Source organism: Methylobacterium phyllosphaerae, assembly GCF_001936175.1.
GTDB classification, from domain to species: domain Bacteria; phylum Pseudomonadota; class Alphaproteobacteria; order Rhizobiales; family Beijerinckiaceae; genus Methylobacterium; species Methylobacterium fujisawaense.
The window spans coordinates 5,046,965-5,072,904 of the sequence record NZ_CP015367.1; the positions used below are offsets into that span (position 1 = coordinate 5,046,965).

Here is a 25,940-nt window from a genome sequence, read left to right on the forward strand (position 1 = left end):
GCGGCGACTGCGGGTTTCAGGCCGCCGCGATGCGCGTGACGAGCAGCGTGTCTTCCATGGCCTCCACCGGCATCGGACGGCCGAGATAATAGCCCTGCAGGAACGGGCAACCCATCGCCTGGAGGATGTGCAGGTCGTCGACCGATTCCACGCCCTCCGCCACGACGTCGAGACCGAGCAGGCGCCCGAGGCCCAGGACGGCGAGGACGAGCCCGCGCTTGTCGTCGCATGTGCCGAGCCCGGTCACGAAACTCCGGTCGATCTTGATCCGATCCGCCTTGAGCTGCCGCAGGGAGGAGAGCGACGAGTAGCCGATGCCGAAATCGTCCAGGGTGATCCGGATGCCGGCGCGCGACAGGGCCTGCAGCTTCCCCTGAACCGCGCCGATGTCGAGGGCGGTCTCCTCGGTGATCTCGATCTCGAGCATGGTGGGCGGCAGGTCGAGCAGGCCCAGGCGCTCGATGATGATCTCGTCCACCGGAACCTGCGCCATCTCCCGGGGCGAGACGTTCATCGCCACGCGGACCCCATCGAGGCCACGGCTGCGCAGGATTTCCAGCATCGCGCAGACCTGCTCAAGGATGTAGCGGAGCAGCGATTCGGTCAGGCCCGCCATCGCGGCGGCGGCGATCAGGTCCGGCGGGGCGATCCAGCCGAGCCGCGGATGCTCCCAGCGGATCAGCGCCTCCAGCCCGACCAGCGTGTGGCCATCCGCGGCGTAGATCGGCTGAAACCAGACCCTGGGCGCGTTCTCGACCAGGGCCTGCGACAGGTCGCGCTCCAGGTCGCGCCGCATCTGCAGGCCCTCGCGCAGGCCCGCATCGAACACCCGGAAGCGATTCCGGCCTCCGGCCTTCGCGGCGTAGAGGGCCTCGTCGGCGCAGCTCAGCATCTCGGTCAGACTGGGCTCCGGACCGGCATGGACGCCGATGCTGACCCCGAGCCGGCCCGCGTCGAAACCGTCGAACGGGTGTGCCACGGCCGTGATGAAGTTGGCCGCCATGACGTCGTGGGCCAGACCGGAGGTGGCGGGATCGTAAAGCACGGCGAATTCATCGCCGCCGAGCCGGGCCGCAAGGCCGTTCTCCGGCAGCGCATCCCTCAGCCGGCGCGCCACTTCGACGAGCACCCGGTCGCCCGCCTTGTGTCCGTAGACGTCGTTGACGAACTTGAAGCCGTCGAGGTCGAGCAGCAGCAGGCTGAGCGTCCCGCTGTAGAGCCGGCTTTCCGCCGCCTGGAGGAATCCCGCGCGGTTCAGCAGGCCGGTGAGGTCGTCGTGCGTGGCGCGCCACCGCATCTCGTCGACGAGGGCGCTGGCGCTGGCATGCGCTTCGGCCCGCGACCGGGCGAGGGCATGGGCCTCGTTCTTGAGCCGGCTCGCCTGGCGGAACACGGCCTGGCTCCGGAACGCGGTGTGCGTCAGCGCCATGAGATAGAGGGCGACGCAGGCCGCAAGGCAGTTCCGGTCGAAGTCACCCGCATAGGTCAGGCAGACGGAGACCGACAGCAGCGGCAGAGCGATGAAGGCGATCGGAATGCGCGCATAGGCAATCCCGTGCGTCACCGCCCCGGCGGTCACGCCGCAGGTGATCGTGAGATAGAACAGGGTCTCGGGCGAGGTGTAGCCGGCGGACAGGAGCGGCTGGCAAGCCCAGACCAGGCCGGAGAGAAACGCCGCGAGCGTGCAGACGCGCAGGTGCCGGTCGACGGAGCGCGCGGCGGTCGCGGCCAGGCTCGGCGTCATGTCGGCGGTCAGCGCGAGGCCGAGGCAGGGGATCCGACACAGCACGATCCGCAGGAGATTGACGCAGGTCGATGCCGCAAACCAGGCGGCCCCCAGGGCGCCGTGCCCGCTCTGATAGGCGACCAGGATGCTCGCCAGCCCGAGCAGCATGTTGACGGGGATGGCCGCCAGCACGGTCCCGCGCATGGCCTCGAGCTGGTCCCGCCGGACTAGCGCGTCCCACCTCGGATCCGCAGGGTCGAGAGATTCACCGGAGCCGGGTGAGCCTGGCCCGGATCTCTCCTGGTCCCAAGCGATCATCATATGTCCACTCAAAGCTGAGCGACTCATGACAGCGAATCGTTAGATATCGTTGAACGATCATCGACCACCGCAAGCGATCTCGATCTTTTCGCGCTGCGGATGCGCAGAAGCGCCGGCACGCGGGGCATTCCGGCCGCGCCCGAAAGCACCATATCGACACCCGGGCCGCTCCCGGGCCCCGGATCGTCCATGGCCCTCACCCGCGACCTGCTCGATATCCGGACGATCTACCACGAGCCTGCCGTCCGCGACTTTCCGCTCGGCGGGGAGATCCTGGCCCGTTTCCCGGACGCCGAGCGCATCGTCGTGCCGTCGCACTGGAACATCCCCGAACTCCACGGCAATGCGGGATCGGTGGAGGATTGGGTGCGGATCAAGCGCTCGACCCTGGTCCTCGGCGTGAAGAAGGGTCTCGCGATGCGTCCCAACGGCCGCAGCGCCCATTTCATCGCGCCCTCGACCTCCAACGGCTGCGCCATGGCCTGCGCCTATTGCTACGTGCCGCGCCGCAAGGGCTTCTCCAACCCGATCTCGCTGTTCGTGAACGTCGAGCAGGCCTGCGCGGCGATCGCCCGGCACGCCGGCCGTCAGGGACGCCTGCCGGCGCCGGATCCGATCGATCCGGAATACTGGGTCTACGACATCGGCGAGAACGGCGACCTCTCGGTTGATGCGGCGGTCAGTGGCGGCGTGCGCGCCCTGATCGCGCTGTTCCGCACCCTGCCCAACGCCAAGGCCTCCTTCGCCACCAAGGCCGTGAACCGCGATCTCCTGGCCTACGATCCGCAAGGCAAGACGCGCATCCGCTTCTCGCTCATGCCGGCGCGGATCGCCCGGATCGTGGACGTGCGCACCGCCCCGATCCCGGAGCGGATCGCCGCCATCGACGACTTCGTGGCCGCCGGCTACGAAGTCCACGTCAATTTCTCGCCCGTGATCCTTTACGAGGACTGGGAGGCGGACTGGCGGGCCCTGTTTGCCGAGATCGACGCGACCCTGTCCGACGCCGCCAAGGCGCAGCTCAAGTGCGAGATCATCATGCTGACCCACAATGCGGATCTGCATGCGGTCAATCTCGGCTGGCACCCGAAGGCCGAGGACCTGCTCTGGCGGCCGGACATTCAGGAGGCGAAGGTTTCCGAGGGCGGGGGCACGAACCTGCGCTACCGGGCCGGCTGGAAGGGCCGGTGGCTCGTCCGGTTCAAGGCCCTGCTGGCCGAGACCATGCCCTACTGCACCGTGCGCTACGCGTTCTGAGGCCCCGGTCGCTGAACTTCCCGCCGCGCCCGGCGTTGCCGCGCCAGCGCAGAGGGGATCGTCCATGGGGATGCACGAAGATCATATCCGCGAGGCGGTCGCCCTCGCCGAGGCCAATGTCGAGGCCGGCGGCGCCCCTTACGGCGCGGTGATCGTGCAGGACGGCACCGTGCTGGTCCGCGCGGCCAACACCGTGCACGCCACCAACGATCCGAGCGCCCATGCCGAGATGGTTGCGCTGCGCGAAGCCAGCCGCCTGCTCGGCCGGCGCGATCTCGGCGACTGTGTGATGTACGCGAGCGGCCGCCCGTGCCCCATGTGCCACGCGGCGATGCGGCTTGCCGGCTTCAAGGAAGGCTATTTCGCCTTCTCGGCCGAGGAGGCCGAGACCTACGGTGCCGGCAGCGCGACGATCTACGCCGAACTCTGCCAGCCCCTCGATGCGCAGCCGATGCGGATCAGCCAGATCCGTCCGCCGGGCGATTCGCCCTACCCGGCCTGGAAAGCGCGCCGGACAGCCTGATCCGAACTCGCCGGACTCAATGCGTCCACGGCGCCGTGCGGTTGAATTTGAAATTGTCGGAATAGGACAGGCCCTTGCGCTGGACCACTTTGGCCGGCTGCTCGACGCGGAAGGCGATGCCCTCGCGCTTCGCGTAGGCGACGGCCTCCGCCTCGGTGTCGAATTCCAGGCGGACCTGCTGAAGCATGTCGGAGGAGCCGTTCCACCCCATCAGCGGATCGATCTCGCGCGGGCTGGTCTGGTCGAATTCCAGAACCCACTGCTTGGTCCGGGCGAGGCCAGACTGCGTGGCATCCCGAGACGGACGGAAGATGCGGGCGCTCGGCATCGGACTCGACAAGCTCCTGATCGAATGGTCGGGGCGATAGGATTCGAACCTACGACCCCCTGGTCCCAAACCAGGTGCGCTACCAGACTGCGCTACACCCCGACTGCCACACGGCCTCAATGCCGTAGCGGTTCCGCCGGTCCCCCGCAAGGCGCGGCACGCCGGTGGCCCATTCCCCCGCCTGCGTGCTTCCGGCGCGCCCGCAGCGCCCGGCCGACTTGTCAGACAATTCACGGGGCGATAGCGTCCGATTCGGGACGAGGGCCGGGCCTCCCTGCTGACGAACCAGCGTCCACCATCACTGGGGGGTGGAGGATGGGGCGTTAAGGATCGCCGCGCCGGGAACACCGGCCCTCGTCGCCACCGTCGGGCCTTCGGCCATGCGGGGGCGGTTGTTGGCCCTTGATGACCCTTGCCGGCGGGCGCCGAAACCGCGACGATCGCCGCGAGCGACATGGACCTTCCCGTGTGGACACCGAGCCCGCGCTATCCCGATCCGGCGGTCGAGATCCTCGACGACGCCTTCGCCCGTTACCGGGTGTTCAACACGGCGGTGGAGCGCCTCGCCACCGGCTTCCGCTGGTGCGAGGGCCCGGTCTGGTTCGGCGACGGTCGCTACCTGCTGTGGAGCGACATCCCCAACGACCGCATCCTGCGCTGGGATGAGGAGAGCGGCGCGGTCGGCCTCTACCGGAAGCCGTCCGGCTTCGCCAACGGCAACACCCGCGACCGTCAAGGGCGGCTCGTCACCTGCGAGCACGGGAACCGTCGGGTCACCCGGACCGAGCATGACGGCGCGATCACCGTGCTCGCGGACGCGTTCGAGGGCCGGCGGCTCAACTCCCCCAACGACGTCGTAACGGCCGCCGACGGTGCGGTCTGGTTCACCGATCCGCCCTTCGGCATCGCGGGGTTCTACGAGGGCGCCCGCGCGGAGGCCGAACTGCCGCAGAACGTGTATCGGCTCGACCCGGTTACCGGCGTGCTGGAGACGGTGGCCACCGACCTCGCCGGCCCCAACGGCCTGTGCTTCTCCCCCGATGGCCGCGTGCTCTACCTCGTGGAATCGCGCGGGCGGCCGACCCGGCGGATCGTCGCCTACGACGTGGCCGGCGGCCGTGCCCTTTCGGGCCGGCGCGTGCTGATCGATGCCGGGCCGGGCACGCCGGACGGGCTGCGCTGCGACGTCGACGGCAATCTCTGGTGCGGCTGGGGCATGGGTGACGACGCCCTGGACGGCGTCATGGTGTTCAATCCCGACGGCCGGCCGATCGGGCGCATCCGGCTGCCGGAGCGCTGTGCCAACCTCTGTTTCGGCGGCCGGCACCGCAACCGCCTGTTCATGGCGGCGAGCCAGTCGCTCTATGCCCTCTACGTCGAGGTCCAGGGCTGCGCCGGCGGATGAGGCCAGGCCGGGATACCGCGGCTCGCCCGCGCCGCCGGTTGCGTGCTTGACCGGAGCGCCGCGCCGACCCACTTCCCGTCCGCCGGGGCATAACGGGACACCAGCCGATGATCGAACTCCACTACTGGCCGACGCCGAACGGCCATAAGATCACGATGTTTCTCGAAGAGGCGGGGCTTGCCTACCGCATTCACCCGGTAAATATTGGTAAGGGCGAGCAGTTTAATCCGGATTTTCTCAAGATCGCGCCCAACAACCGGATGCCGGCGATCGTCGACGATGAGCCGGCCGGCGGCGGCGCGCCGGTCTCGCTGTTCGAATCGGGAGCGATCCTGCTCTACCTCGCCGAGAAGACCGGGCGCTTCATCCCGGGGGATCTGCGCGGCCGGGCAGAGGTGCTGCAATGGCTGTTCTGGCAGATGGGTGGCCTCGGCCCGATGCTCGGCCAGAACCACCACTTCTCGCAATATGCGCCGGAGAAGATCGACTACGCGATCAAGCGCTACGTCAACGAGACCAACCGGCTCTATGGCGTCCTCGACCGGCGCCTGGCCGATCGCGCCTTCGTCGCCGGCCCTGATTATTCCATCGCCGACATGGCCTGCTACCCCTGGATCGTGCCCTACGAGAAGCAGGGTCAGAACCTCGATGACCACCCGAACCTGAAGCGCTGGTTCACGGCGATCGCCGAGCGGCCGGCCACGCAGGCGGCCTATGCCCGCGCCCCGGAGGTCAATCCCGACTACGGCAAGACCATGAGCGAGGACGCCAAGAAGGTGATGTTCGGCCAGACCGCTTCCAGCACGAAGCGCTGACCGGGACATGACCGAGGCCGCGCCTGCCCTGCCGCTGGAGGTGATCCACCGCGGCTGGAACACCTTCGGCATCGCCACGCTGACGCTGCCGGACGGGAGCACCGTTCGGCGGGCGCTGGAGGATCACGGCGAGGCGGCCTGCGTGCTGCCCTACGATCCCGTTCGGCGCGTGGCGCTGCTCGTGCGGCAGGCGCGGGTCGGTCCGGCCTTCTGGGGCGAGCCGGCCGATCTCGACGAGGCGCCCGCGGGCGGCCTCGACGGCGCCGCGCCGGAGGAGACCGCGATCCGCGAGGCGATGGAGGAGGCGGGCGTCCGCCTCCGGGATCTCGAGCCGGTGGCGCATGCCTACAGCATGCCGAGCATCTCTTCGGAGCGGCTTTGGCTCTACCTTGCGCCCTACAGCGCCTCCGACCGGGTCGGATCCGGCGGCGGCCTCCACGAAGAGGGCGAGCAGGTTCTCGCCCTCGAAGTGCCCCTCGCCACGCTGGGCGATCAGGCCCGCGCCGGTCGCCTGCCCGATCTCAAGACGCTGGTCCTGGTCCAGGCCCTGATGCTCCGAAGCCCCGACTTGTTTGCCGCATGACCTCGTCCGACACGTCCGAATCCGATGTCCTCGCGCAGATGCTGGCCTTCGTCGAGGAGGCCGCGCCCCTGGCCTTAACCATGCGGGCGACGGGCCTGGACATGACCAACAAGGGCCCGGATCTCGGCCAGGCCCTGACCGAGGCCGACCTCGCCGTCAGCCAGCTGATGCACGCGCGGTTCGGCCCCGATTTGATCGAGGAGGAGACCGCCGAGGATCTGGGACAGGCGGCGGCCCGGGCGCTGCTCGCCCGGGATGCCTGGACCTTCGTGGGCGATCCGATCGACGGCACCCGACCCTTCGCGGGCGGCCTGTCGGGCTGGGGCGTGATGGTTGCGGCCTGCCGCACGGGCTGGCCCCGGAGCTGCGTGATGAGCCTGCCGGCCTGGAACGAAGACCGTTCAGCGCCGGCCCGGAGCATCCCGGCGGAGGCGACGGAGGGCATCCTGCTCGCGGCCAGTGAGGGCCGGGCCTTCTGGGCGCCGACCCGCGGCGGCCGCATGATTGCGGCGTTGCGCCCGCTCCACCGGCCGGAGCGCCGGACCGGCCATGTCGGCTGGCTGTCGGTCACGGCGCAGCGCTACACCCTGGATTACGGCTGCGGCTGGTTCCCCTGGAGCGAGGGCGGCGCGATCTCGGATGCCGCGCTCCTGGCCACGGGACGCCTCGACGCGACCCTGAGCAACAACCGCTTGTGGGACCTGGGCCCGATCCTGCCCCTGTTCGAGGCGCTGGGCTTCCGCCTGTTCCACTGGCCGGACCTCGGGGATCCGCCGGCCGCCTTCGTCGACCTGTTCGACGCTGAGCTGTCCGCTCACAACGATCTCTGGCTGGTGTGTCGGGATCGCGATCAGGCGGCCGATCTGGCCGCGGCGATCGGCCGGGCCTAGGACATCATCCCGGAGGCGGGCGCCCGGATCGCGGGACGCCCTTCGCGGACGGGACTTCGGGCCCGGACCGCGAACGGATCCGGGACGGGCGGTCAGAGCGCCGCGATCAGCGTCCGGATCCGCGCCTGTGCGGCCTTCAGCTCGCTCTCGGCCCCGGCCCGGTCGGCGGCCAGCTTCGCCAGTTCGTCTTCCTGGGCGCCCATACGGGTGAGATAGCGCCGCGCCAGTTCGCTGTCCTTGGGGACGGCGCCGAGATTGCTGCGGATGCGCTCCTGCTCGGCCTGCACCTTCGCCGCGCGCTCGCCGATCTCCTCGACGGTGCGCGTCGCCGCGGCAACCTCCGCGCGGACCTGCGACAGGGTCCTAAGCTTGCCGCCGAGGTCCGGTTCGGCGGCGAGGGAGGCCCACCGGACCAGCAGCGCCTCATCGGCATCGACGAGATCGTAGGCATCGATCTGAACGCGTTCGAACACGGCCTGGGTCTCCGCCGACCCGCCGGCGGGAACCGCGACCTTGAGGCGATAGGCCGTTGGGGTTTCGCTGTCACGGGCGGAGGACGTGAAGGTCCAGCCGTCCCGTCGGGGATGCTCGATGATCACGGCCCGGGCGGCGTCCGGCGCACCCTTGATCGTGTAGGTCGTGACCTCCCGGGCAATCATCGTCGCGCGCGCCACGCCGTCGACCACCGTGATCTTGGTCAAGGCCTCGCTCGGCTTCGTCTCCGCCTGGACGGCGACCTTCCGGTCGACGGCGAAGCTGGCCAGCCGCTGCTCGCCGACGGGGGTCGCGGGCAGGCGCGCATCCCCGAGGTAGCCGGCCTTGCGGTCGTAGAGGGTGATGAGACCGGCGGGCAGCATCGCGGCGGTGCCGTTGCGGATCCTGAGGGCCGCGATCGGATGGATCCCCTGACCCGGTTTCCAGAGGGCGATCCGCTCGGCCTCGATCTCGGTATCGATGAACGGCACGGACAGCGTGCCGCCGGCGCGGAGATCGACCGGATGCGGCAGCGTGAAGTTGGCCGACACATCTCCCTCGCTGGCCCCGGCACTCGCCGTCGCGGCCGCCGCCTCGTAGCCGGATTCCGCAGCGTCCAGGCGCACGTCGAGGCGCGCCATCGGAGCCGGAAGGGGCACAGCGGCAGCGGGCGCCGCGGGGGCACGCAGACGGGACAGCGTCTTCGGGGCGACCGTGCCCTGGTCGAGATCGGGCATGCCGACATCGTCGACCATCACCGGCGCCTCCGGTCTCGTGCGCCAGTAGCGCCGGTGCAGGCGCTGGAGGAGCGCCACCGGCGATCCGGACGACAGGGTGACGTCGACGCCCTTCCAGTCCGCGCCGAGGGCATTCTCGAGGACCGCCCAGGCCTGCAGATTCGCCCGGCCTTCGCCGCCGTCGACGATGCGATAGCTCGTCTTCCAGACGGGCGCGGCGACGACGTAGGTCAACCGGACCTCGCGCCGGCCGCGTCCCGCGACATCGATCTCGACCCGGTGGGCATCGCCGACCTTGGCCTTGCCGGCCGCGTCGACGGCCGCGGCGATCCTGGCCGCCATGACCGGATCCTGGATCGTCACGGTCGCGCCGTCCTCGATCGGCACGGATTCGAGCGTGCCCGACCCGGTCAGCACGGTCAGGATCGCGACCTCGCCCGCCTCGGTTCCGGCATTGCGCTCGGATACGCCGAGCACCCGGCCTTCGAGCGTGCGCCCGGCGCTCTGGATCTTGACAGGAATGCCCTGCAGCTTCCCCACGAGGCGCGCCGGCGCGGTCAGATCGTCCGCGGTGAACGGCATCGTCCGCAGCGTCTCGTCGACCTGATCCACCCCGTCCAGACGCAGGGCACCGACGGTGCCGAGCGGATCACGCACGACGAGGCTCTTGAGGATGTCGTCGATCTGCTCGGGCCTGACGTTGAGCCCGATCGTCGTATCGCCGTCGACCGCATGAACCAGGGTCACTTCGGCAAGGCCGCCGCTCGAAAGGGTGACGGCGCGGATGCCGTCGGGGGCTGCCATCAGGGGCGGCGCGGCTGCGATCATGGCCAACAGGGCTCCGGCTAAGATCAGATGCGATGGGATCAATTCGCCTGTCTCCCGTCAGGGGGCACTCCGCCGAGCACGATGCCACTCTGGCCGACCGTGCGCCGTCCGGCAAAGGCTGCGTGACGCCCGCGGCCGCAAACCGATCGCGGTCGGAGCTCGCCTGCTGTCCGGACCGGAGCACGCCCCCATGCGGCACGGATGCCGCTGAACGAATGCGCAGTGCCTCGTCGACATGCTGCGGCCCGCGGCTGCACGCTAGCGTATCCGGCTGTCTGTGCTCCCGCTCCAGAAGGCGATCGGATCGACGGCCTCGACGAACTCGTCCTTCTTCGATGCGGAGACCCGCATCTCGCAGCCTGCGGTGCCGCCGTCCGATGCGGCGTCATCACCGCACGGAACGGCACTCAAACGCAGGACGACGTCGGCCATAGCGCTGCCGTTGACGGCCCGCCGCGTGATGACATCGGGCTCGTGCGTTGCCGCCTCGGATCCGCAGGAGGCCTTGGCCCTGGCGAGGGCAGCCGCGACGGGCGGCGGGTGATGGTCCGCCGCAGCGACGCGGGGTTCGGCGAGAATCAGGGCGGCGTGGGCGCGACGCATGCCGCCAGGATCCCCAGGCCCGTCCACGCTGTCCAGGCAACTAGCTCATCGTGACGCTGGCGGCCGATACGGCACGCGTCGTCACTCGGGATCGCGATCGCGTCGCGAGGGCCGGTGGAACGAAGCCGAGACGGAAAAGGCGGCGCACCCTGTGTGGGCGCGCCACCCGATCGTCTGTCTCAGGATCAGTTCAGCGTCGCGTTGACCGGCCGCCGCTCGGCTCCGACCGTGACGTCGCCGATCATCAGGCCCAGCGCGCCCAGGCGAACCGGCACTTTCTCGCCGTCATGGATCTTGCCCGAGAGCACCAGCTCGGCCAGCGGATCCTGGACATTCTTCTGGATCACCCGCTTGAGCGGCCGCGCCCCGTAGGCCGGATCGTAGCCCTTGTCGGCGAGCCAGGTCTTGGCCTCCTCGTCGACCTCCAGGGTGATCTTGCGCTCGTCCAGCAACTTCTGCAGCCGCCCGAGCTGGATCTCGACGATCGCCCCCATCTCCGACCGCGCAAGGCGGTGGAACAGGATGATCTCGTCGACCCGGTTCAGGAATTCCGGCCGGAAGTGGCCCCGCACCACGCCCATCACCTCGTCGCGGACCGCGTCGGTGTCCTCGCCCGCAGGCTGGTTCACCAGATACTCGGACCCGAGATTCGAGGTCATGATCAGCAGCGTGTTGCGGAAGTCGACCGTCCGCCCCTGGCCGTCGGTGAGCCGCCCGTCGTCGAGAACCTGCAGCAGGACGTTGAACACGTCCGGATGCGCCTTCTCGACCTCGTCGAACAGCACGACCTGATAGGGCCGGCGCCGCACGGCCTCGGTCAGCGCACCGCCCTCCTCGTAGCCGACATAACCGGGAGGCGCGCCGATCAGCCGGGCGACCGCGTGCTTCTCCATGTACTCAGACATGTCGATGCGCACGAGCGCCGTATCGTCGTCGAAGAGGAAGCCGGCGAGCGCCTTGGTCAGCTCGGTCTTGCCGACGCCCGTGGGGCCGAGGAACATGAACGAGCCGATCGGCCGGTTCGGATCCTGAAGCCCGGCGCGGGCGCGCCGGACCGCGGTCGAGACCGCCTCCACCGCCTCGCGCTGGCCGACGACGCGCTTGGCGAGCGCCTCCTCCATGGCCAGCAGCTTCTCGCGCTCGCCCTCCAGCATCTTGTCCACCGGCACGCCGGTCCAGCGGGAGACGACCCCGGCGATGTGGGCGGGGGTGACGGCCTCCTCCATCATCGCGTCGCGGCCGTTCTCCGACTTGGCATCGGCCTTGGCCTCGATCTCGGCGAGCTGCTTCTCCAGGCCCGGGATGACCCCGTAGGCGAGCTCGCCCGCGCGCTGATACTGACCCTGGCGCTGCGCCGCGGCGAGCTCGTTGCGGGCCTCGTCGAGCTTCTTTTTCAAGGTGGCCGCGGTGCCGAGCTTGTCCTTCTCGGCCTTCCAGCGGGCGGTGATCGCCGCCGAGCGCTCCTCCAGGTCGCCGAGTTCCTTCTCCAGCCGGACCAGCCGGTCGCGGGAGGCGGAATCGGTCTCCTTCTTGAGCGCCTCGGCCTCGATCTTCAGCCGGACGATCTCCCGGTCGATGTTGTCGAGCTCCTCGGGCTTCGAATCGACCTGCATGCGCAGGCGCGAGCCGGCCTCGTCCATGAGGTCGATGGCCTTGTCGGGCAGGAACCGGTCGGTGATGTAGCGGTTCGAGAGCGTCGCCGCCGCCACCAGGGCCGAATCCTGGATGCGCACGCCGTGGTGCTGCTCGTACTTCTCCTTCAGGCCGCGCAGGATCGAGACCGTGTCCTCCACGGTCGGCTCTGACACGAAGACCGGCTGGAATCGCCGGGCGAGCGCCGCGTCCTTCTCGACGTGCTTGCGGTACTCGTCGAGCGTGGTCGCGCCGACGCAGTGCAGCTCGCCGCGGGCGAGCGCCGGCTTCAGCAGGTTCGAGGCGTCCATCGCCCCGTCCGCCTTCCCGGCGCCGACCAGCGTGTGCATCTCGTCGATGAACAGGATGATGCTGCCCTCTGCCGCGGTGACCTCGGAGAGCACGCCCTTCAGCCGCTCCTCGAACTCGCCCCGATACTTCGCGCCCGCGATCAGCGCGCCCATGTCGAGGGCGAGCAGGCTCTTGTCCCGGAGACTCTCCGGCACGTCGCCGTCGACGATGCGCAGGGCCAGACCCTCGACGATGGCGGTCTTGCCGACGCCGGGCTCACCGATCAGCACCGGATTGTTCTTTGTGCGCCGGGACAGGACCTGGATGGTCCGCCGGATCTCCTCGTCGCGGCCGATCACCGGGTCGAGCTTGCCGTCCCGGGCGGCCTCGGTGAGGTCGCGGGCATACTTCTTCAGGGCGTCGTAGGCGTTCTCGGCCGAGGCGTTGTCGGCGGTGCGGCCCTTGCGCAGGGCGTTGATCGCCGCATTCAGCGAGGCGGGGGTCACACCCGCCGCCTGGAGCGCGCGGCCGGCCTCGGAATCCTTCTCCACCGCCAGGGCGAGGAGCAGCCGCTCCACCGTGACGTAGGAATCGCCCGCCTTCTCGGCGGCCTTCTCGGCGGTGTCGAACAGGCGCATCAGCTCGCGCGTCGCCTGCGGGGCGGCCGCGTTGCCGGAGACCTTCGGCTGCTTGGCGAGCCACTGCTCGGTCTGAGCCAGCGCCACCCGCGACTGCCCGCCCGCGCGGTCGATCAGACCGGCGCAGAGGCCTTCCGGATCGTCGAGCAGCACCTTGAGCAGGTGACCCGGCTGAAGCTGGGGATGTCCCTCGCGCATCGCGAGGTTCTGAGCCGCCTGCACGAAGCCGCGGGCGCGCTCGGTGTACTTTTCGAAGTTCATGCACAACCCTCCCGTACCGGCATCCGCCGCCCGATGAGAGGCGCGGCGCCACCGAAACGTCGCCCTCCGGCTATCCGCCGCGCGTGGGCCCCGGCGCCATTGGCGGCCGCCGGTGATCCCGATGTGGTGTTGCAATTGGGCACCACAAGGGGCGATGAGGCTCTTGCGTGACGGATCATTTCAGGGCCACGCTTCGCGCATGACCGCATTGATTCATGTCAGCGCTCTCTACCGCTATCCGGTGAAGGGCTTGAGTCCCGAACCCGTCGAGCGGGCGGACCTCGAGACCAGCGGCTTCTTCCCGGGCGACCGGCTCTACGCCATCGAGAACGGGCCCTCGGGCTTCAACGCGGTGGCGCCCCGCCATCAGCCGAAGACGAAGTACCTGATGCTCATGCGTGACGAGGCGCTCGCCCGCCTGCGCACCCGCTACGAGGATGCTACGGCGACTCTCACCGTCGAGGGCCATGGCGAGCCGCAGGCCTTCAACCTCGACACCGAGGCCGGCCGAGAGGGGCTTGCGGATCTGATGCGGCGGTTCATTCCCGGGAGCCTGCGGGGCGAACCGAAGGTGCTCGCCGCCCCGCCGCAATACCGGTTCACGGATTCCCCAACCGGCTACGTGTCGCTCATCAACCGTGCGAGCGTGGCGGCGGTGGAGGATTATCTTGGCGTGCCCGTGGACCCGCTGCGCTTCCGCGGCAACCTGCTCGTCGAGGGGCTCGACCCCTTCGCCGAACTGGAGATGGTTGGGCAGGTGGTCGAAGCGCCGAGCGGGCTGCGGCTCAAGATCACCAAACGGACGGTGCGGTGCGCGGCGACAAACGTCGAGCCGACCAGCGGCATCCGCGACTGCGACATCCCCTGGACGCTCGACGCCCGCCTCGGCCACCGCGACCTCGGCGTCTACGCGGAGGTGATCGCCGGCGGGGCGCTGGCGAAGGGCGACGCACTGCGGGTCGTGCGGTGACGGGACCGGAAGAGCGGTCCCATAAGCCCCCGTCATCCTGAGGGGCCGGAGCGCGGCGCAAGCCTCGGATTGGGGCTTCAGCCGGCCGCGCGATCCCTGGATTACGCCTTGGAGGCCCGCTTCGCGCTCACCTCAGGATGAGAGGAGGCGGGGAAGCGCCCGAGCCCGCCCTCAGAGCCGCGACACGTAGGCCGCCAGATCCTTGATGTCGGCCTCGCTCAGGCCCTGCGCCACCTCGTTCATGGCGGGATCGTAGCCGGGCCGGGCGTTCGACTTGTAGCCGGCGAGCGCCTTGGCGAGATAGTCCTCGCGCTGTGCCCGGATCCGCGGGATCGCGTCCCGACCCGCGAGATCCGGTCCGTGGCAGGAATTGCACTGGTGCTTGGCGACCAGCGCCTGGGCCCGTGCCGTCAGAGCCGCATCGGCCGGCGGACCGGACCAGGCGGGCGGCGGCAGCGTCGCCACCGCGTCGGCGTAGCTGCGCAGGTCGTCGTCGGAGAATCCGGCAGCCACCTCGTTCATCGGCGGCGCCTCCCGCTGCTTCTCCCGGAACTGGAAGAGCTGCGTCACCACGTAGTCCGGAAGCTGCCCCCCGAGCGAGGGCACGCCCTCCGTCGCAGACATGCCCGCACCGTGGCAGCCGATACAGGGGGCGAGGCGCTCCTGCAGCGCCGCGTCCGGGGCGGCGAGCGCCGCACCCGTCAAGAGCAGCCCGCCGAGGGCAGGGGCCAGCCCGCGGATCGACCGGAGGTGGCGGCGCATCACCGGCCGTAGCTGACGCGGTAGATCGCGCCGTTGTAGTCGTCGGACACGAGCAGCGATCCGTCCTTGGCGACCAGAACGTCCACCGGGCGGCCGACATACTTGTTGTCCTGGAGGAAGCCGGTCAGGAACGGCTCCGTTGCTGCGGTCTTGCCGTCCGGTCCGGGCTTGGCCACGACCACGTCGCCGCCGAGCTTGGCGGTGCGGTTCCACGAGCCGTGCCGGGCGACGAATATCGCGTCCCGGTAGGCCTCCGGGAACTGCGTGCCGGTGTAGAACCGCAGGCCGAGGGAAGCCGTGTGCGGGCCGAGGAGCGCCGCCGGCGCGGTGAATTCCGAGCAGGAATGACCCCAGCCGTATTCCGGATCCGTGAACGTGCCCTGGTGGCAGTACGGATAGCCGAAATGCTGCTTGCCCGGCTCCGTGAGCACGTTCAGCTCGTCGTTCGGGATGTCCTCCGAGACCCAGTCGCGGCCGTTGTCGGTGAACCAGAGCTGCTTGGTCTTTGGGTTCCAGTCGAACCCGACGGTGTTGCGCACGCCGCGGGCGATCACCTCGGCGTTCTTGCCGTCGAGGTCCATGCGCCGGATCTGCGCGTGGGTGTCCGGCGGCATCACGATGTTGCCCGGGGCACCGACCGGCACGTAGAGCTTGTTGTCCGGGCCGATGGCGATGAACTTCCAGCCATGGGCCTCGTCCTTCGGCAGCTCGTCATAGACCAGGGTCGGCTTCGCCGCGCCGTCGAGGTGGTTCGCGATGTCGTCGTAGCGCCAGATCTTCGAGAGCTCGGCGACGTACAGCGCGCCGTCGTGGTAGGCGACGCCGTTCGGCCGATGCAGGCCCGACGCGATGGTCTTCACCTCGCGCTTGCCGTCCCCATCCGCCTTCGGAAGCACCGCGTAGACCTTCCCCACCGTCCGGGTGCCCACGTACAGCGTGCCGTCCGGCGCCTGGGTCATCTCACGGGCATTGGCGAGGCCGCTGGCATAGACCTCGATCTTGAAGCCCTCCGGCACCTTCAGCTTGTCGAGCGGCAGCTTGGCGGCTGCGGCCGCCAACGGCGGCCCCGCCACCGGCGCGAGCTTGGCTGCGGCGCCGCCCTCGGGGCGGCCGTACAGCGCCGAACCGCGGTCGACCTGGACGCTGGGCGGCGGGGCCGCGGTGGCGGCCGTCTCCTGTGCCGCGGCGCGGCCGTGGTCCATCAGGCCGAAACTCAGGCCGGCGAGGGCCGCGGTGAGGCTGCGGATCAGGATCGGCTGGCGGATCGGCGTCATGGTGTCTCCCGGTGGGGACGGTCTCACGGACCGCCCGCTCGCTCTGCACTCTTTATTCAACGGTCGGCTGGAGAGCGCGACCGGGATTGGGGGCGCCGAGGCGACACTCCGCGGCCGCCGTAACGCGGCCCGGGATTACGCGCGCTGCCGTGTCCTCCGCGACCGACGTCGGCTGCCGTGTCGGCTCACCTTGCGTTTTGGGCAATGATCTCCGAAAACGCCCCCCGTCCGGGAAGCTTAGGCTTGGCCGGGGCTGCCGGCCGTCCGCCGGAGCCCGGCCGACGCGGCGTTCCGATCCGGTTCGAGGACACGTATCGATGATCGATTACGCGCAGGCGCGGCGGATGATGGTCGACTGCCAGTTGCGGACCTTCGACGTGAACGACAACACGGTGCTCGATGCGTTCGACACCGTGCCCCGCGAGGACTTCGTGCCGAAGGGCCGCGAGCCCTTCGCGTATATCGACCAGACCCTGAGCCTCGGTGAGGCCGGCGGCGAGACCCGCTGCATGCCGGCCCCGATGGTCGTGGCCCGGATGATCCAGGCCCTGCGGATCCGGCCGGGCGTCGCCGCCCTCGACGTCGCCACCGGCACCGGCTACGCGGCGGCGGTCATGGCGCAGCTCGGCGCGCAGGTCACGGCGCTGGAATCGGTGCCCGACCTCGCCGAGGCGGCGCGCACCCGGCTCGGCGCCTCCGCACAGGTGATCGAAGGCCCGATCGCCGCCGGCGCGCCCAAGCAGGGGCCCTTCGACGTCATCCTGATCAACGGCCGCGTCGAGGTCCGGCCGCAGGCGCTGCTGAACCAGCTCAAGGATGACGGCCGCCTGGTCTGCGTGTTCGGCCCGCACCGCAACGCCAAGGTCACGCTCTTCGTGCGTGCCGGCGACGCGTTCGGGGCCCGGCCGCTGTTCGACGCGTCGCTGCCCGGTCTCGAGGCCTTCGCGGCGGAAGCCGGTTTCGCGTTCTGACACCGCGCGCCGGATCACCCCCGCCTCCGTCCTCGCGGGCGGAGCGGGTGGATTCGTGACGGGGCGCGCAGGCCGCGATCAGCCGAGCCTGTAATCCCCCAGCCGGGCCCTGCGGGCGCTCCGGCGATATGCCATGACCGAGTCGGGCCAGAGGGTGTTGTTGCGCCCGCTCGCGTCGAGGTACCAGCTGCGGCAGCCCCCGGCCTGCCAGATGCTGTCGGCCATGCGGCTGTGGATCCGGTCGACGAACCGGGCCTGGGCCTCCGGCCGGACCTCGACGGTCTTCGTCCCGCGACGCAGGGCTTTGAGACAGTCGAGGACGTGCTGCACCTGGATCTCGATCATCGAGACGACCGAGTTGTGGCCGAGCCCGGTGTTGGGCCCGAGCAGCATAAAGTAGTTGGGAAACCCCGCGACCGTGATGCCCTGGTAGGCGCCCATGCCGTCGGCCCAGGCCTCGGTCAGAGACCGGCCGCCGCGGCCGACGAGCTTCATCCGCGCAAAGGTCGCGGTCACGTCGAAGCCCGTGGCGTAGACGATCACGTCGAGGTCGTGGTGCCGTCCGGCCTCGGTGGTCACGCCGGTCTCGGTGATCCGGGCGATGCCGTCCGTCTCCAGGGTGACGTTCGGGCGCTGGAGCGCGGGGTAATAGTCGTCGGAAATCAGCACCCGCTTGCAGCCGAGCCGGTAGCTCGGCGTCAGCTTCGCCCTCAGGGTCTTGTCGGGGACCGCCTTGGCGAGATGGCGCCGGGCCAGAGCCTCGGCCTGACCGGTGAGCTTCGAGACCTTGGTGAAGCCGAGGAGCGCACGCACCTCGTGCAGCCAGAACAGCCGCGCCCGTTCGAGCCGCCGGCTGAACGGCACGCGCCGGTAGCGGCTCTTGGTGCCCTCCGCGATCGCGTGGTCGTTCTTCGGCATGATCCAGGGCGGCGTGCGCTGGAACAGGGTGAGGTGGGACGCGATGGCGGCGAGCTCCGGCACCACCTGGATCGCGCTGGCCCCCGTGCCGATCACCCCGACGCGCTTGCCCTCGAGCGCCACGGCATGGTCCCAGGCCGCCGTGTGGAAGGCGGGCCCGGCGAACGCCTCGCGACCCGGGATGTCGGGATAGGCGGGATGATGCAGCCCGCCCATCCCGGAGACGATCGCGCGCGCCGTGATCGGCCCCCGGTCGGTCTCCACGTGCCACAGAGCGCGCGCCGCGTCCCACGTGGCCCCGGTGAAGGTCGTGCCCAGCTGGATCAGGGGCATCAGCCCGTTCCGCTCGGCGGTGTCCTTCAGGTAGGCCAGGATCTCCGGCTGCGGCGCATACATCCGGCTCCAGTCGGCCTTCGGGGCGAAGGACAGGGAGTAGAGGTGCGAGGGGATATCGCAGGCCGCCCCCGGATAGGTGTTGTCGTGCCACGTGCCGCCGATGCCGTCGGCCTTCTCGATCACCCGCAGCGGGCCGATGCCCGCCTGCCGGCACCGGATCGCCATCGCGAGCCCCGAGAAGCCCGCGCCGACGATCAGGACGGCCAGGGTCTCGGACGCGGTCTCGGTCATCGCAGAGGGCTCCCGGAGGGGGCGTGGGGCGCGTGCGCCTTCAGGAAGGCCGCGGCCTCGTCGAGGGAGGCCCGCGCCTCCGGCAGCATGCCGGCGGCGAATTGCCAGGCGTGGGACACGACCGGGAAGAGCTTGAGTTCGGTCTCGACGCCGGCCGCGCGGGCCCGCTCGGCCATGCGGACGGAATCGTCGCGCAGGACCTCGCGCGCGCCGACATGGAACAGCAGCGGCGGGAAGCCGGTCGGGTCGCCGTAGATCGGCGAGATTCGCGGATCGGCCGGATCGGCGCCGCCCAGATACATCGGCCGGATCGCCGCGAGGGCCTGCGGGTCGAACATGGCATCGCGCCATGCATTGGAAACCCGTGACCCGTCCTCGGAGACGAAATCCGTGGCCGGGGAAAAGAGGGCCGCCGCCCAGGGCATCGGCAGACCCCTGGCGCGGGCTTCGCCCATCAGCACGAGGGCGAGGTTTCCGCCGGCCGATTCCCCCGCCACGCAGGCGGCGCCCTCGGCGCTGAACGCCGCCCAGACCGCCGTCACGTCGTCGACCGCCGCGGGGAACGGATGCTCGGGGGCGAGGCGGTAATCGGGGGCGAAGATCGTGAAGCCCCGGTTCGCCAGGGCGCCCGTGACGGGACGGTGCGTCCGGGGCGAGCAGGCGATGAAGCCGCCGCCATGGATGTAGAGCATCCGCCGGCCGGGACCCGCCTTCGGCCGGATCCACTCGCCTTTGACCCCGCCGACGATGCCCGGCTCGTAGGTCACGCCCTTGGGGTCGGGGAAGGCCGGCGCCTCGAAGATGCGGCGGAACGCGGCCACGTCCCGCGCCCGTGCCAGCGGCCCCCGGACCCGGCTTCGGACCATGTAGGCCCCGAGATACGCACGCAGGCTCGCCATCTCAGAGCGCCCCTCCGGACAGACGCACGATCGTCTTCCAGTAGCCCACCGGCATCAGCCGCTGGATCAGCGCGGCATTCTTGGCGTCCTTGCCGACGACGATCCGGGGCGCCCGGGCCTCGATGCCGCGGATGATCGCGGCGGCCGCGTCGGCGGGCGCCAGGGTCAGAAGCTTGCCGAACGCCTCTCGCGCCTTCTCGTCCTCCACGGACGCGCGCTTCGCCGCCTCCGGATCGGTCGGCGGTCGCCGGCCGCGGGCGTTGCGCGAGATGGCGGTGGCGACACCGCCCGGATGGACCACCGTCACCCCGAGTCCGGTGCCGGCATATTCGTGCCGCAGGGCCTCCGAGAAGCCGCGCACGCCGAACTTGCTGGTGCTGTAGGCGACCTGACCCGGCGGCGCGATCAGCCCGAACAGGCTCGACAGGTTGACGATCTGCGCCGCCGGCCGGGCACGCAGCATCGGCAGGAAGGCGTGGCACAACCGCACGACGGCGCGCAGGTTGATGTCGAGCAGCCACTCGAAATCGTCGAGATGCGTCTCGTCGAACCGGCCGCCGAGGGCGACGCCGGCATTGTTGATCAGAATGTCGAGATGCCCGGACCGTTCTGCGACCCAGTCCGGCAGCGCGCGGATCCCTTCGGCATTCGTGAGATCGAGGACGCGGGTCTCGACCGAGACGCCGCGGATCTTGCCGGCAGTGGCCGCCAGCCCGGTCGCGTCCCGGTCCACGAGGAGAAGATTGCAGCCCTTCGCGGCGAGGCCTTCGGCCAGGGCCGCACCGATGCCGCTCGCCGCGCCGGTGATCAGGGCCACCGCGCCCGCGAGTTGGAACCGCTGTGCCAAACCGCGCCTCCCCGTACCGTCGACCTGGATCGGTCTTCAGGGGGATAGGCCCGGCCGGCCTGATTGTCTAGGGTGAACACCCTAGACGAGGATGGGATCATGCCGCGGGGCGAGGGCCGCAGGTTCGACTTCGATGTGGAGGCCAGCCCGGAGGCCGGTCCTGCCGTGCCGATCCCGGATACGCGCACGCGAATCCTCGCAGTCAGCCTCGCGCTGTTCAACGCCCGCGGCCTCGGCCGTGTCACGACGGCGGAGATCGCGGCCGCGGCGGGGATCCGCGAGGGCAATCTGCAGTATCACTTTCCGCGCAAGAGCGGCTTGGTCGAAGCCGTGTTCGCCGCCTTCGAGGCTGAGGCCCTGGCGGTGGCCGGCCGCATGCCCGCCGACCCCGCCGCTCCGGAAGCGCTGCTCGGCTACCAGCGGGCGTGGTTCGACCTGATCTGGCGCTACCGCTGCATCTACCGCGACGGGATCGCCATGGTGGACATCGCCCCGGCACTGCGCCCGCGGATCCATGCCCTGCGGGCCGAGACCCAGGCGCTGGCCCGCGGTGTCTTCGAGGCGGCCGTGCGGGCGGGACGGCTGCGGATCGCGCCGGAGGCCCTCGGGCGGCTCATCGACAATGCCTGGATCGTGTCCAGCCACTGGATGAACCATCGCCTCCAGGGGGGCACCACCCTGACGGAGGCCGATCTGGACTGGGGCTTCGCGCAGCTCCGCGACCTGTTCGCCCCCTATCTCGCACCGGACAGCCCGGATTGACGGCGTCTGGCCTGAACCTTCCATACGCTCCGGCCAAGCTCGGAGCCGAAGGACACGATGCTCGACCGCCTGATCCATGCCGGCCTCAGCCTTCTGGTGCTGCTCGCCGTCGCCATCCTGTTCTCGACCAATCGGCGGGCGATCCGTCTCCGCGTGGTGCTCGCCGGGCTGGCCCTGCAGGTGGGGCTCGGTGCTCTGGTGCTGTTTCTTCCCGCCGGGCAGGCCGCGCTGCGGGCTGTCGCCGACGCGGTCGTGACCGTGCTGTCCTACGGCGATCGCGGCACCGCCTTCCTGTTCGGCGGTCTCGTCGAGCCGAGGATGTTCGAGCTGTTCGGCGGCTCGGGCTTCATCCTGGCGCTGCGGGTCCTGCCGCAGATCCTCTATGTCTCCGCGCTCATCGGCGTGCTCTACCATCTCGGCGTGATGCAGGCGCTGGCTCGCCTCCTCGGCGCGGCGCTCCGGCGCATTCTGGGCACGTCCCCCATCGAGTCGTTCTCGGCGGTGATCACCATCGCCATCGGCCAGAGCGAGATCGCTGTCGCGCTGCGCCCGTTCCTCGCCCTGCTCACCGGGGCCGAGTTGTTCGCCGTCATGTCGAGCGGCGCCGCGTCCACGGCAGGATCGATCCTGGCGGGCTACGCGGCCCTCGGCGTGCCCATGACCTACCTGCTCGCAGCCTCGGTGATGGCGATCCCGGGGGGGCTCGTCTACGCCAAGATCCTGATGCCATCGACGGAGTCGACCCGGATCACCACCACCCGGGTCGAGTTCGGCGAGACGCGGGCGGCCAACATCATCGAGGCGGCGGCCGACGGGACCCAGAAGGGGCTCGCGGTGGCGGTCTCGGTAGGGGCCATGCTGATCGCCTTCGTCGGGCTGATCGCCCTGGCGGACGGCCTCTTCGGCATGCTGGGCGGATGGGTCGGTTATCCCGCCGCCTCGTTCGAGGGCGTGCTCGGCTGGGCCCTCGCCCCGCTGGCCTGGCTCCTCGGCGTGCCCTGGGAGCAGGCGACCCTGGTGGGCGGGGCGATCGGCCAGAAGCTCGCCTTCAACGAGTTCCTGGCCTACGCCAACCTGTCGCCGGTCCTGAAGGCCGGCACCCTCGAGCCGCGCGCGCAGGCGATCGTCTGCTTCGCCCTGTGCGGCTTCGCCAACTTCGCCTCGATCGCGATCCAGCTCGCGAGCTTCTCCAGCCTCGTCCCGGAGCGCCGCGCCGAGGTCGCCCGGTACGGCCTGCGGGCGATCCTGGCGGGGACGCTGTCGAATCTCACGAGCGCGGCGATCGCGGGGCTGTTCGTGGCGTGAGGGATCAGGTGCCCGTCCGCGCCACGAGCAGCAGCGCGTTCGGGCGCGTCCGTTTCGGCACCGGCAGGCAGCGGTCGAGGACCGACCCGACGCCGTAGGCGAAGGCGAGCGCCAGCGCCCAGGACCACGTCCGCCGGAAGAAGCGGTCGCGGCAGCGGACGGGGCTGACCTTGGCCATCCAGTGAATCAGCGAATCGTGCCGGTCCATGCCGATGGCATGGACCCCCTCGGCGGTGCAGCCCAAGGTTCCGGCCAGTGCCTCGAGAGCGGCGGGCGTCCACCACGTCAGATGGTGGGGCGGCGCGTTGATGACGAAGTTCGGGATCGTGGTGTTGGGCGAGGGCCAGAGCGGCGTCCCGATCAGAATCAGGCCGCCCGGCTTGACGCAGGCCGCCAGCGCCCGGGCGAATCCCAGCGGGTCCGCCACATGCTCGATGACCTGGAAGGCGCAGGCCACGTCGTAGACCGGACCGAGGCGCGCCGCGTGCGCCTCCACGGTCTCGGCGAGGATCGTCCCGGTCGGGTCCTCGGCGGAAAAATTCGGGTCGAGGCCGGTATAGGTGGCCTCCGGCACGTAGGCGCGGAAACCGCCGTGGCCGCAGCCCACGTCGAGCACCCGGGCACCCGACGGCACATGCGTGGCGGCCTGGCGGAACTCCAGGCGCTCCGTCTCCGGCCCGGCGAGCTTATCGTGCGCGGCGATCCGGCCGTAGAACGCCCGGTAGAAGGCCGCATCGCCAGCCACCGGCGGATCGAAGAAGATCAGCCCGGTCGGTGATTCCCAGAGCCGGAACGTCCCGGCGGGGCGCAGCAGCGGCCCGACATCGACGCGGCCGGAATAGTGCCAGAGCAGCGTCAGGAAGGCGGCGTCCAGGCGCTCGACGCAGCGCAGGGCGGGGGCACCGGTGATCGGGCAGGGTGGGATCGCTTGATCGGCCGAATACGCAGTGTCCGCCAAACCCGTCCTCGCTCGCTCTGCAGGCTCACATGGCCCGGTGGCGGTTCAGCGGCACAGTTTGGTGTGGCAGGTCAAGCCGAGGCGCAGCATGTCATGCGCGCACAAAAGAAAAGCGCCGCTTCGGATGAAGCGGCGCCCCAGAACGTGATGTCGACGTCTCAGTTGAACGTGTCGATCTCAGCCGACTCGTAGCTGGTGACTTCCATGCCGACGCAGATCTCAGACACGACGGGGGCGGACCAAGCCATGATTTCCTCCAAGTGAATTGATGCGATGGATGAAGAAGCCGCAAAGGCCGGAGCGTCGGGCGCTCCGAACCGTGAGCGACTTAGTTGAACGTATCGATCTCAGCCGACTCGTAGCTGGTGACTTCCATGCCGACGCAGATCTCGGACACGATCGGGGCGGACCAGGCCATGGCGTTTCTCCTCGCTGTTGGTGAGATCCATATAGGCAATATCTTGGACGCAATACAAGTGAGCACAACACTTATATTTCTCATAGGCTGGGTTGCTGGCCGGCGGGGCCCACCCGTCCGTGGCCGCGCGGCCACCCGACGGAGCGTCGTTCGGCATCGGCTGCGGATGGGCGCTGTTTCGGCTTGACGGGCCTCTTGCTCGGGCGCACGACGCACCCGCGCGACGGCGTCTTCGACGGTGCCGCGTTCCCTTTCCAGCAGCGACCAGCGAAGCGACGTGCCCGACCGATCGTGCCTGCCGTGCCCGGCCCCGTGTCGTCATCCCGCCTGAGCCGCTGAGAGGCCTGGCCGCGGGGCGATCGACGCGGCGGCCGGCCACGGCCCTGATCTAGGATGACCGGCGACGCGTCGCCTCGTAACCCACGAGGCGAGGCCATGAACGAGATCGCGCCCTTCGACACGCGAGTCGATCCCTCCGTCTTGGCCGCACGTCTTTCGGACGAACGGGCGCCCGACATCGTCGAAGCGCTGAACGACGAGGCTCCGGAGGTTGCCGCCGCCATCCTGCTCGGTCTGCCGACGGAGCGGGCGATCGAGGTGCTGGACCAGCCGGAACTCGACTGCGCCGCCGACATCATCGAGATGCTGCCCCGGGACCGGGTGGCCGGCTACCTGTCGGGCATGTCGGCCGACCGGGTCACGGACGTGTTCCGCGAGATCGAGGAGCCCGGCCGCTCCGACCTGCGCGCGCGCCTCGACGCCGAGACCCGCGGCGCCGTGGACCGGCTCTCGGCCTACGGCGAGGAGACCGTGGGCTCTCTGATGACCACGGAGTTCGTCACCGTGCCGGGCACCTGGACGGTGGGCCAGACCCTGGAGCACATCCGCCATGTGGAGAAGACCCGCGAGACGATCTACGCGATCTTCGTGCTCGACCCGCGCACCCGCGCGCTGACCAAGGCGGTGCCCCTGCGGCGGCTGATCTCGGGCGATCCGAGCGACAACGTCCTCAGCGTCGCGCCGGGACGCCGGCCCCTCGCCGTCTCGCCGACGGCCAGCCGCGAGGAGGCGGCCCGACTGATCTCGAAATACGATCTTCTCGCGCTGCCGGTGGTCGACGCGGTCGGGCACGTGATCGGCATCGTCACGGTCGACGACATGATCGACGCGATGATCGAGAAGCAGACGCAGGACGTGCAGCGCTTCGGCGGCATGGAGGCGCTGCCCGAGCCCTACATGGATATCGGCTTCTTCACGATGATCCGGAAGCGCGCCGGCTGGCTGTGCGCGCTGTTCCTGTCGGAGATGCTCACCGCCTCGGCCATGCAGGGCTTCGAGGGGGAACTGGAGAAGGCGATCGTCCTGACGCTGTTCATCCCGCTGATCATGAGTTCGGGGGGCAATTCCGGATCTCAGGCGACCTCGCTGCTGATCCGGGCGCTGGCCCTGCACCAGATCCGGCTGCGGGACTGGTGGCGGGTGGCCCTGCGGGAACTGCCCACCGGGATCGTGCTCGGGGCGATTCTCGGGGTGATCGCGGTCATCCGCATCGTCGCGTGGCAGAAGTTCGGCCTCTACGATTACGGCGAGCACTGGCCGCTGGTGGCCGCAACGGTGGGCGCGGCGCTCGTCGGGATCGTGACCTTCGGATCGCTCGCCGGCTCGATGCTGCCCTTCCTGTTGCAGCGGATCGGCTTCGATCCGGCCACCGCCTCGGCGCCGTTCGTGGCGACGCTGGTCGATGTCACCGGGCTCGTCATCTATTTCTCGGTGGCCCTGCTGATCCTGCGCGGGACGCTGCTGTAGGGGGCGTCCGGTCCGGCAAGCCTCGGCAAGACCCGATCCCTCCCCCCGACCCTCTCCCGGACGGGAGAGGGGGCCTGTTGCGGCGCCCTCGAAACGCCGGGGCGAACCAGC

At 69.9% G+C, this 25,940-nt stretch carries 24 protein-coding genes and 1 tRNA gene; 11 read left to right on the plus strand and 14 right to left on the minus strand.

Annotated elements, in window-relative coordinates:
- Window positions 1-16: 16 nt before the first annotated feature.
- Window positions 17-1,930: a putative bifunctional diguanylate cyclase/phosphodiesterase gene (locus MCBMB27_RS23110; RefSeq protein WP_236952793.1), complete on the minus strand. Its 1,914-nt coding sequence runs from the start codon at window positions 1,928-1,930 to the stop codon at window positions 17-19.
- Window positions 1,931-2,236: 306 nt separating this feature from the next.
- Here MCBMB27_RS23110 and MCBMB27_RS23115 point away from each other — a divergent pair, with 306 nt between their 5' ends.
- Window positions 2,237-3,304 carry a spore photoproduct lyase family protein gene (locus MCBMB27_RS23115; protein WP_043760351.1) on the plus strand — a complete coding sequence of 356 codons (1,068 nt, stop codon included), beginning with the start codon at window positions 2,237-2,239 and terminating at the stop codon, window positions 3,302-3,304.
- A gap of 64 nt (window positions 3,305-3,368) precedes the next feature.
- Window positions 3,369-3,827, plus strand: a complete 459-nt coding sequence (locus tag MCBMB27_RS23120; RefSeq protein ID WP_043355254.1) for a nucleoside deaminase — start codon at window positions 3,369-3,371, stop codon at window positions 3,825-3,827.
- 16 nt (window positions 3,828-3,843) lie between these two features.
- Here the strand turns inward: MCBMB27_RS23120 and MCBMB27_RS23125 are convergent, their stop codons facing one another.
- Together MCBMB27_RS23125 and MCBMB27_RS23130 are read right to left on the minus strand one after the other, a co-directional pair.
- Complete coding sequence (locus tag MCBMB27_RS23125) at window positions 3,844-4,155, minus strand: ETC complex I subunit (protein ID WP_043355257.1); 312 nt, start codon at window positions 4,153-4,155, stop codon at window positions 3,844-3,846.
- Window positions 4,156-4,180: 25 nt separating this feature from the next.
- A tRNA-Pro gene (locus MCBMB27_RS23130) sits at window positions 4,181-4,257 on the minus strand.
- Between the two features lie 352 nt (window positions 4,258-4,609).
- On the opposite strand from MCBMB27_RS23130, the gene MCBMB27_RS23135 reads away from it, so the two are divergent.
- The 4 genes from MCBMB27_RS23135 (at window position 4,610) to MCBMB27_RS23150 (ending at window position 7,848) form a co-directional block, all read left to right on the plus strand.
- A complete protein-coding gene (locus tag MCBMB27_RS23135) occupies window positions 4,610-5,560 on the plus strand; it encodes an SMP-30/gluconolactonase/LRE family protein (RefSeq protein WP_043387050.1) in 951 nt (316 codons plus the stop codon).
- A gap of 107 nt (window positions 5,561-5,667) precedes the next feature.
- On the plus strand, window positions 5,668-6,375 hold the full coding sequence (locus tag MCBMB27_RS23140; RefSeq protein ID WP_043355255.1) for a glutathione binding-like protein: 708 nt from the start codon (window positions 5,668-5,670) through the stop codon (window positions 6,373-6,375).
- 7 nt (window positions 6,376-6,382) lie between these two features.
- Entirely contained in the window at window positions 6,383-6,958 is a 576-nt protein-coding gene (locus MCBMB27_RS23145; protein WP_083683686.1) for an NUDIX domain-containing protein, read from the plus strand.
- A complete protein-coding gene (locus tag MCBMB27_RS23150; RefSeq protein WP_075381362.1) occupies window positions 6,955-7,848 on the plus strand; it encodes an inositol monophosphatase family protein in 894 nt (297 codons plus the stop codon). Before MCBMB27_RS23145 ends, MCBMB27_RS23150 begins: the two co-directional genes overlap by 4 nt.
- Window positions 7,849-7,940: 92 nt before the next feature.
- Here MCBMB27_RS23150 and MCBMB27_RS23155 read toward each other — a convergent pair whose 3' ends face one another.
- The 3 genes from MCBMB27_RS23155 to clpB form a co-directional block, all read right to left on the minus strand.
- A complete protein-coding gene (locus MCBMB27_RS23155) occupies window positions 7,941-9,887 on the minus strand; it encodes a DUF4139 domain-containing protein (protein ID WP_236952794.1) in 1,947 nt (648 codons plus the stop codon).
- Window positions 9,888-10,145: 258 nt separating this feature from the next.
- Window positions 10,146-10,490 carry a hypothetical protein gene (locus MCBMB27_RS23160; protein ID WP_075381364.1) on the minus strand — a complete coding sequence of 115 codons (345 nt, stop codon included), beginning with the start codon at window positions 10,488-10,490 and terminating at the stop codon, window positions 10,146-10,148.
- Between the two features lie 185 nt (window positions 10,491-10,675).
- Window positions 10,676-13,312, minus strand: coding sequence for an ATP-dependent chaperone ClpB (gene clpB / locus MCBMB27_RS23165; RefSeq protein WP_075381365.1), 2,637 nt, complete (start codon window positions 13,310-13,312; stop codon window positions 10,676-10,678).
- A gap of 199 nt (window positions 13,313-13,511) precedes the next feature.
- Between clpB and MCBMB27_RS23170 the strand changes: the two genes are divergently transcribed.
- On the plus strand, window positions 13,512-14,282 hold the full coding sequence (locus MCBMB27_RS23170; RefSeq protein WP_075381366.1) for an MOSC domain-containing protein: 771 nt from the start codon (window positions 13,512-13,514) through the stop codon (window positions 14,280-14,282).
- A gap of 171 nt (window positions 14,283-14,453) precedes the next feature.
- Here MCBMB27_RS23170 and MCBMB27_RS23175 read toward each other — a convergent pair whose 3' ends face one another.
- Together MCBMB27_RS23175 and MCBMB27_RS23180 are read right to left on the minus strand one after the other, a co-directional pair.
- On the minus strand, window positions 14,454-15,044 hold the full coding sequence (locus MCBMB27_RS23175; protein WP_075381367.1) for a c-type cytochrome: 591 nt from the start codon (window positions 15,042-15,044) through the stop codon (window positions 14,454-14,456).
- Window positions 15,044-16,318: a PQQ-dependent sugar dehydrogenase gene (locus MCBMB27_RS23180; RefSeq protein ID WP_083683688.1), complete on the minus strand. Its 1,275-nt coding sequence runs from the start codon at window positions 16,316-16,318 to the stop codon at window positions 15,044-15,046. The genes MCBMB27_RS23175 and MCBMB27_RS23180 overlap by 1 nt, the downstream gene beginning before the upstream one ends.
- A gap of 317 nt (window positions 16,319-16,635) precedes the next feature.
- Here MCBMB27_RS23180 and MCBMB27_RS23185 point away from each other — a divergent pair, with 317 nt between their 5' ends.
- The gene (locus MCBMB27_RS23185; protein ID WP_043349657.1) at window positions 16,636-17,289 is read left to right on the plus strand and encodes a protein-L-isoaspartate O-methyltransferase family protein; all 654 of its coding nucleotides are present in this window, start codon (window positions 16,636-16,638) and stop codon (window positions 17,287-17,289) included.
- Window positions 17,290-17,367: 78 nt separating this feature from the next.
- Here the strand turns inward: MCBMB27_RS23185 and MCBMB27_RS23190 are convergent, their stop codons facing one another.
- Genes MCBMB27_RS23190 through MCBMB27_RS23200 form a run of 3 tightly spaced genes read right to left on the minus strand, consistent with a single transcriptional unit; the run spans window position 17,368 to window position 20,580 of the window.
- Window positions 17,368-18,834, minus strand: coding sequence for a flavin-containing monooxygenase (locus tag MCBMB27_RS23190; RefSeq protein WP_075381368.1), 1,467 nt, complete (start codon window positions 18,832-18,834; stop codon window positions 17,368-17,370).
- Window positions 18,831-19,733: an alpha/beta hydrolase gene (locus tag MCBMB27_RS23195; protein ID WP_075381369.1), complete on the minus strand. Its 903-nt coding sequence runs from the start codon at window positions 19,731-19,733 to the stop codon at window positions 18,831-18,833. Before MCBMB27_RS23195 ends, MCBMB27_RS23190 begins: the two co-directional genes overlap by 4 nt.
- 1 nt (window position 19,734) lies before the next feature.
- Window positions 19,735-20,580, minus strand: coding sequence for an SDR family NAD(P)-dependent oxidoreductase (locus MCBMB27_RS23200; protein ID WP_075381370.1), 846 nt, complete (start codon window positions 20,578-20,580; stop codon window positions 19,735-19,737).
- A 99-nt stretch (window positions 20,581-20,679) separates the two neighbouring features.
- Between MCBMB27_RS23200 and MCBMB27_RS23205 the strand changes: the two genes are divergently transcribed.
- Window positions 20,680-21,342 (plus strand): TetR/AcrR family transcriptional regulator, encoded by a 663-nt coding sequence (locus MCBMB27_RS23205; protein ID WP_051044742.1) that lies wholly within the window; start codon window positions 20,680-20,682, stop codon window positions 21,340-21,342.
- Window positions 21,343-21,399: 57 nt separating this feature from the next.
- Window positions 21,400-22,647 carry a NupC/NupG family nucleoside CNT transporter gene (locus tag MCBMB27_RS23210; protein ID WP_043760361.1) on the plus strand — a complete coding sequence of 416 codons (1,248 nt, stop codon included), beginning with the start codon at window positions 21,400-21,402 and terminating at the stop codon, window positions 22,645-22,647.
- A gap of 4 nt (window positions 22,648-22,651) precedes the next feature.
- On the opposite strand, the gene MCBMB27_RS23215 is transcribed toward MCBMB27_RS23210, so the two are convergent.
- From MCBMB27_RS23215 to pqqA (MCBMB27_RS23225), 3 genes are all read right to left on the minus strand, one after another.
- A complete protein-coding gene (locus tag MCBMB27_RS23215; RefSeq protein WP_075381371.1) occupies window positions 22,652-23,605 on the minus strand; it encodes a class I SAM-dependent methyltransferase in 954 nt (317 codons plus the stop codon).
- A 158-nt stretch (window positions 23,606-23,763) separates the two neighbouring features.
- Window positions 23,764-23,853: a pyrroloquinoline quinone precursor peptide PqqA gene (pqqA, locus tag MCBMB27_RS23220; protein ID WP_007559225.1), complete on the minus strand. Its 90-nt coding sequence runs from the start codon at window positions 23,851-23,853 to the stop codon at window positions 23,764-23,766.
- Between the two features lie 80 nt (window positions 23,854-23,933).
- Window positions 23,934-24,023, minus strand: coding sequence for a pyrroloquinoline quinone precursor peptide PqqA (gene pqqA / locus MCBMB27_RS23225; protein ID WP_007559223.1), 90 nt, complete (start codon window positions 24,021-24,023; stop codon window positions 23,934-23,936).
- A gap of 435 nt (window positions 24,024-24,458) precedes the next feature.
- On the opposite strand from pqqA (MCBMB27_RS23225), the gene mgtE reads away from it, so the two are divergent.
- The gene (mgtE, locus tag MCBMB27_RS23230) at window positions 24,459-25,829 is read left to right on the plus strand and encodes a magnesium transporter (RefSeq protein WP_043387512.1); all 1,371 of its coding nucleotides are present in this window, start codon (window positions 24,459-24,461) and stop codon (window positions 25,827-25,829) included.
- Window positions 25,830-25,940 lie beyond the last annotated feature (111 nt).

What these genes read in the sequence shown, in the direction of transcription:
- MCBMB27_RS23110 (WP_236952793.1), bottom strand. Translation starts at nt 1,930, where the DNA reads ATGCGCGGGACCGTGCTGGCGGCCATCCCCGTCAACATGCTGCTCGGG.
- MCBMB27_RS23115 (WP_043760351.1), top strand. Translation starts at nt 2,237, where the DNA reads ATGGCCCTCACCCGCGACCTGCTCGATATCCGGACGATCTACCACGAG.
- MCBMB27_RS23120 (WP_043355254.1), top strand. Translation starts at nt 3,369, where the DNA reads ATGGGGATGCACGAAGATCATATCCGCGAGGCGGTCGCCCTCGCCGAG.
- MCBMB27_RS23125 (WP_043355257.1), bottom strand. Translation starts at nt 4,155, where the DNA reads ATGCCGAGCGCCCGCATCTTCCGTCCGTCTCGGGATGCCACGCAGTCT.
- MCBMB27_RS23135 (WP_043387050.1), top strand. Translation starts at nt 4,610, where the DNA reads ATGGACCTTCCCGTGTGGACACCGAGCCCGCGCTATCCCGATCCGGCG.
- MCBMB27_RS23140 (WP_043355255.1), top strand. Translation starts at nt 5,668, where the DNA reads ATGATCGAACTCCACTACTGGCCGACGCCGAACGGCCATAAGATCACG.
- MCBMB27_RS23145 (WP_083683686.1), top strand. Translation starts at nt 6,383, where the DNA reads ATGACCGAGGCCGCGCCTGCCCTGCCGCTGGAGGTGATCCACCGCGGC.
- MCBMB27_RS23150 (WP_075381362.1), top strand. Translation starts at nt 6,955, where the DNA reads ATGACCTCGTCCGACACGTCCGAATCCGATGTCCTCGCGCAGATGCTG.
- MCBMB27_RS23155 (WP_236952794.1), bottom strand. Translation starts at nt 9,887, where the DNA reads ATGATCGCAGCCGCGCCGCCCCTGATGGCAGCCCCCGACGGCATCCGC.
- MCBMB27_RS23160 (WP_075381364.1), bottom strand. Translation starts at nt 10,490, where the DNA reads ATGCGTCGCGCCCACGCCGCCCTGATTCTCGCCGAACCCCGCGTCGCT.
- clpB (WP_075381365.1), bottom strand. Translation starts at nt 13,312, where the DNA reads ATGAACTTCGAAAAGTACACCGAGCGCGCCCGCGGCTTCGTGCAGGCG.
- MCBMB27_RS23170 (WP_075381366.1), top strand. Translation starts at nt 13,512, where the DNA reads ATGACCGCATTGATTCATGTCAGCGCTCTCTACCGCTATCCGGTGAAG.
- MCBMB27_RS23175 (WP_075381367.1), bottom strand. Translation starts at nt 15,044, where the DNA reads ATGCGCCGCCACCTCCGGTCGATCCGCGGGCTGGCCCCTGCCCTCGGC.
- MCBMB27_RS23180 (WP_083683688.1), bottom strand. Translation starts at nt 16,318, where the DNA reads ATGACGCCGATCCGCCAGCCGATCCTGATCCGCAGCCTCACCGCGGCC.
- MCBMB27_RS23185 (WP_043349657.1), top strand. Translation starts at nt 16,636, where the DNA reads ATGATCGATTACGCGCAGGCGCGGCGGATGATGGTCGACTGCCAGTTG.
- MCBMB27_RS23190 (WP_075381368.1), bottom strand. Translation starts at nt 18,834, where the DNA reads ATGACCGAGACCGCGTCCGAGACCCTGGCCGTCCTGATCGTCGGCGCG.
- MCBMB27_RS23195 (WP_075381369.1), bottom strand. Translation starts at nt 19,733, where the DNA reads ATGGCGAGCCTGCGTGCGTATCTCGGGGCCTACATGGTCCGAAGCCGG.
- MCBMB27_RS23205 (WP_051044742.1), top strand. Translation starts at nt 20,680, where the DNA reads ATGCCGCGGGGCGAGGGCCGCAGGTTCGACTTCGATGTGGAGGCCAGC.
- MCBMB27_RS23210 (WP_043760361.1), top strand. Translation starts at nt 21,400, where the DNA reads ATGCTCGACCGCCTGATCCATGCCGGCCTCAGCCTTCTGGTGCTGCTC.
- pqqA (WP_007559225.1), bottom strand. Translation starts at nt 23,853, where the DNA reads ATGGCTTGGTCCGCCCCCGTCGTGTCTGAGATCTGCGTCGGCATGGAA.
- pqqA (WP_007559223.1), bottom strand. Translation starts at nt 24,023, where the DNA reads ATGGCCTGGTCCGCCCCGATCGTGTCCGAGATCTGCGTCGGCATGGAA.
- mgtE (WP_043387512.1), top strand. Translation starts at nt 24,459, where the DNA reads ATGAACGAGATCGCGCCCTTCGACACGCGAGTCGATCCCTCCGTCTTG.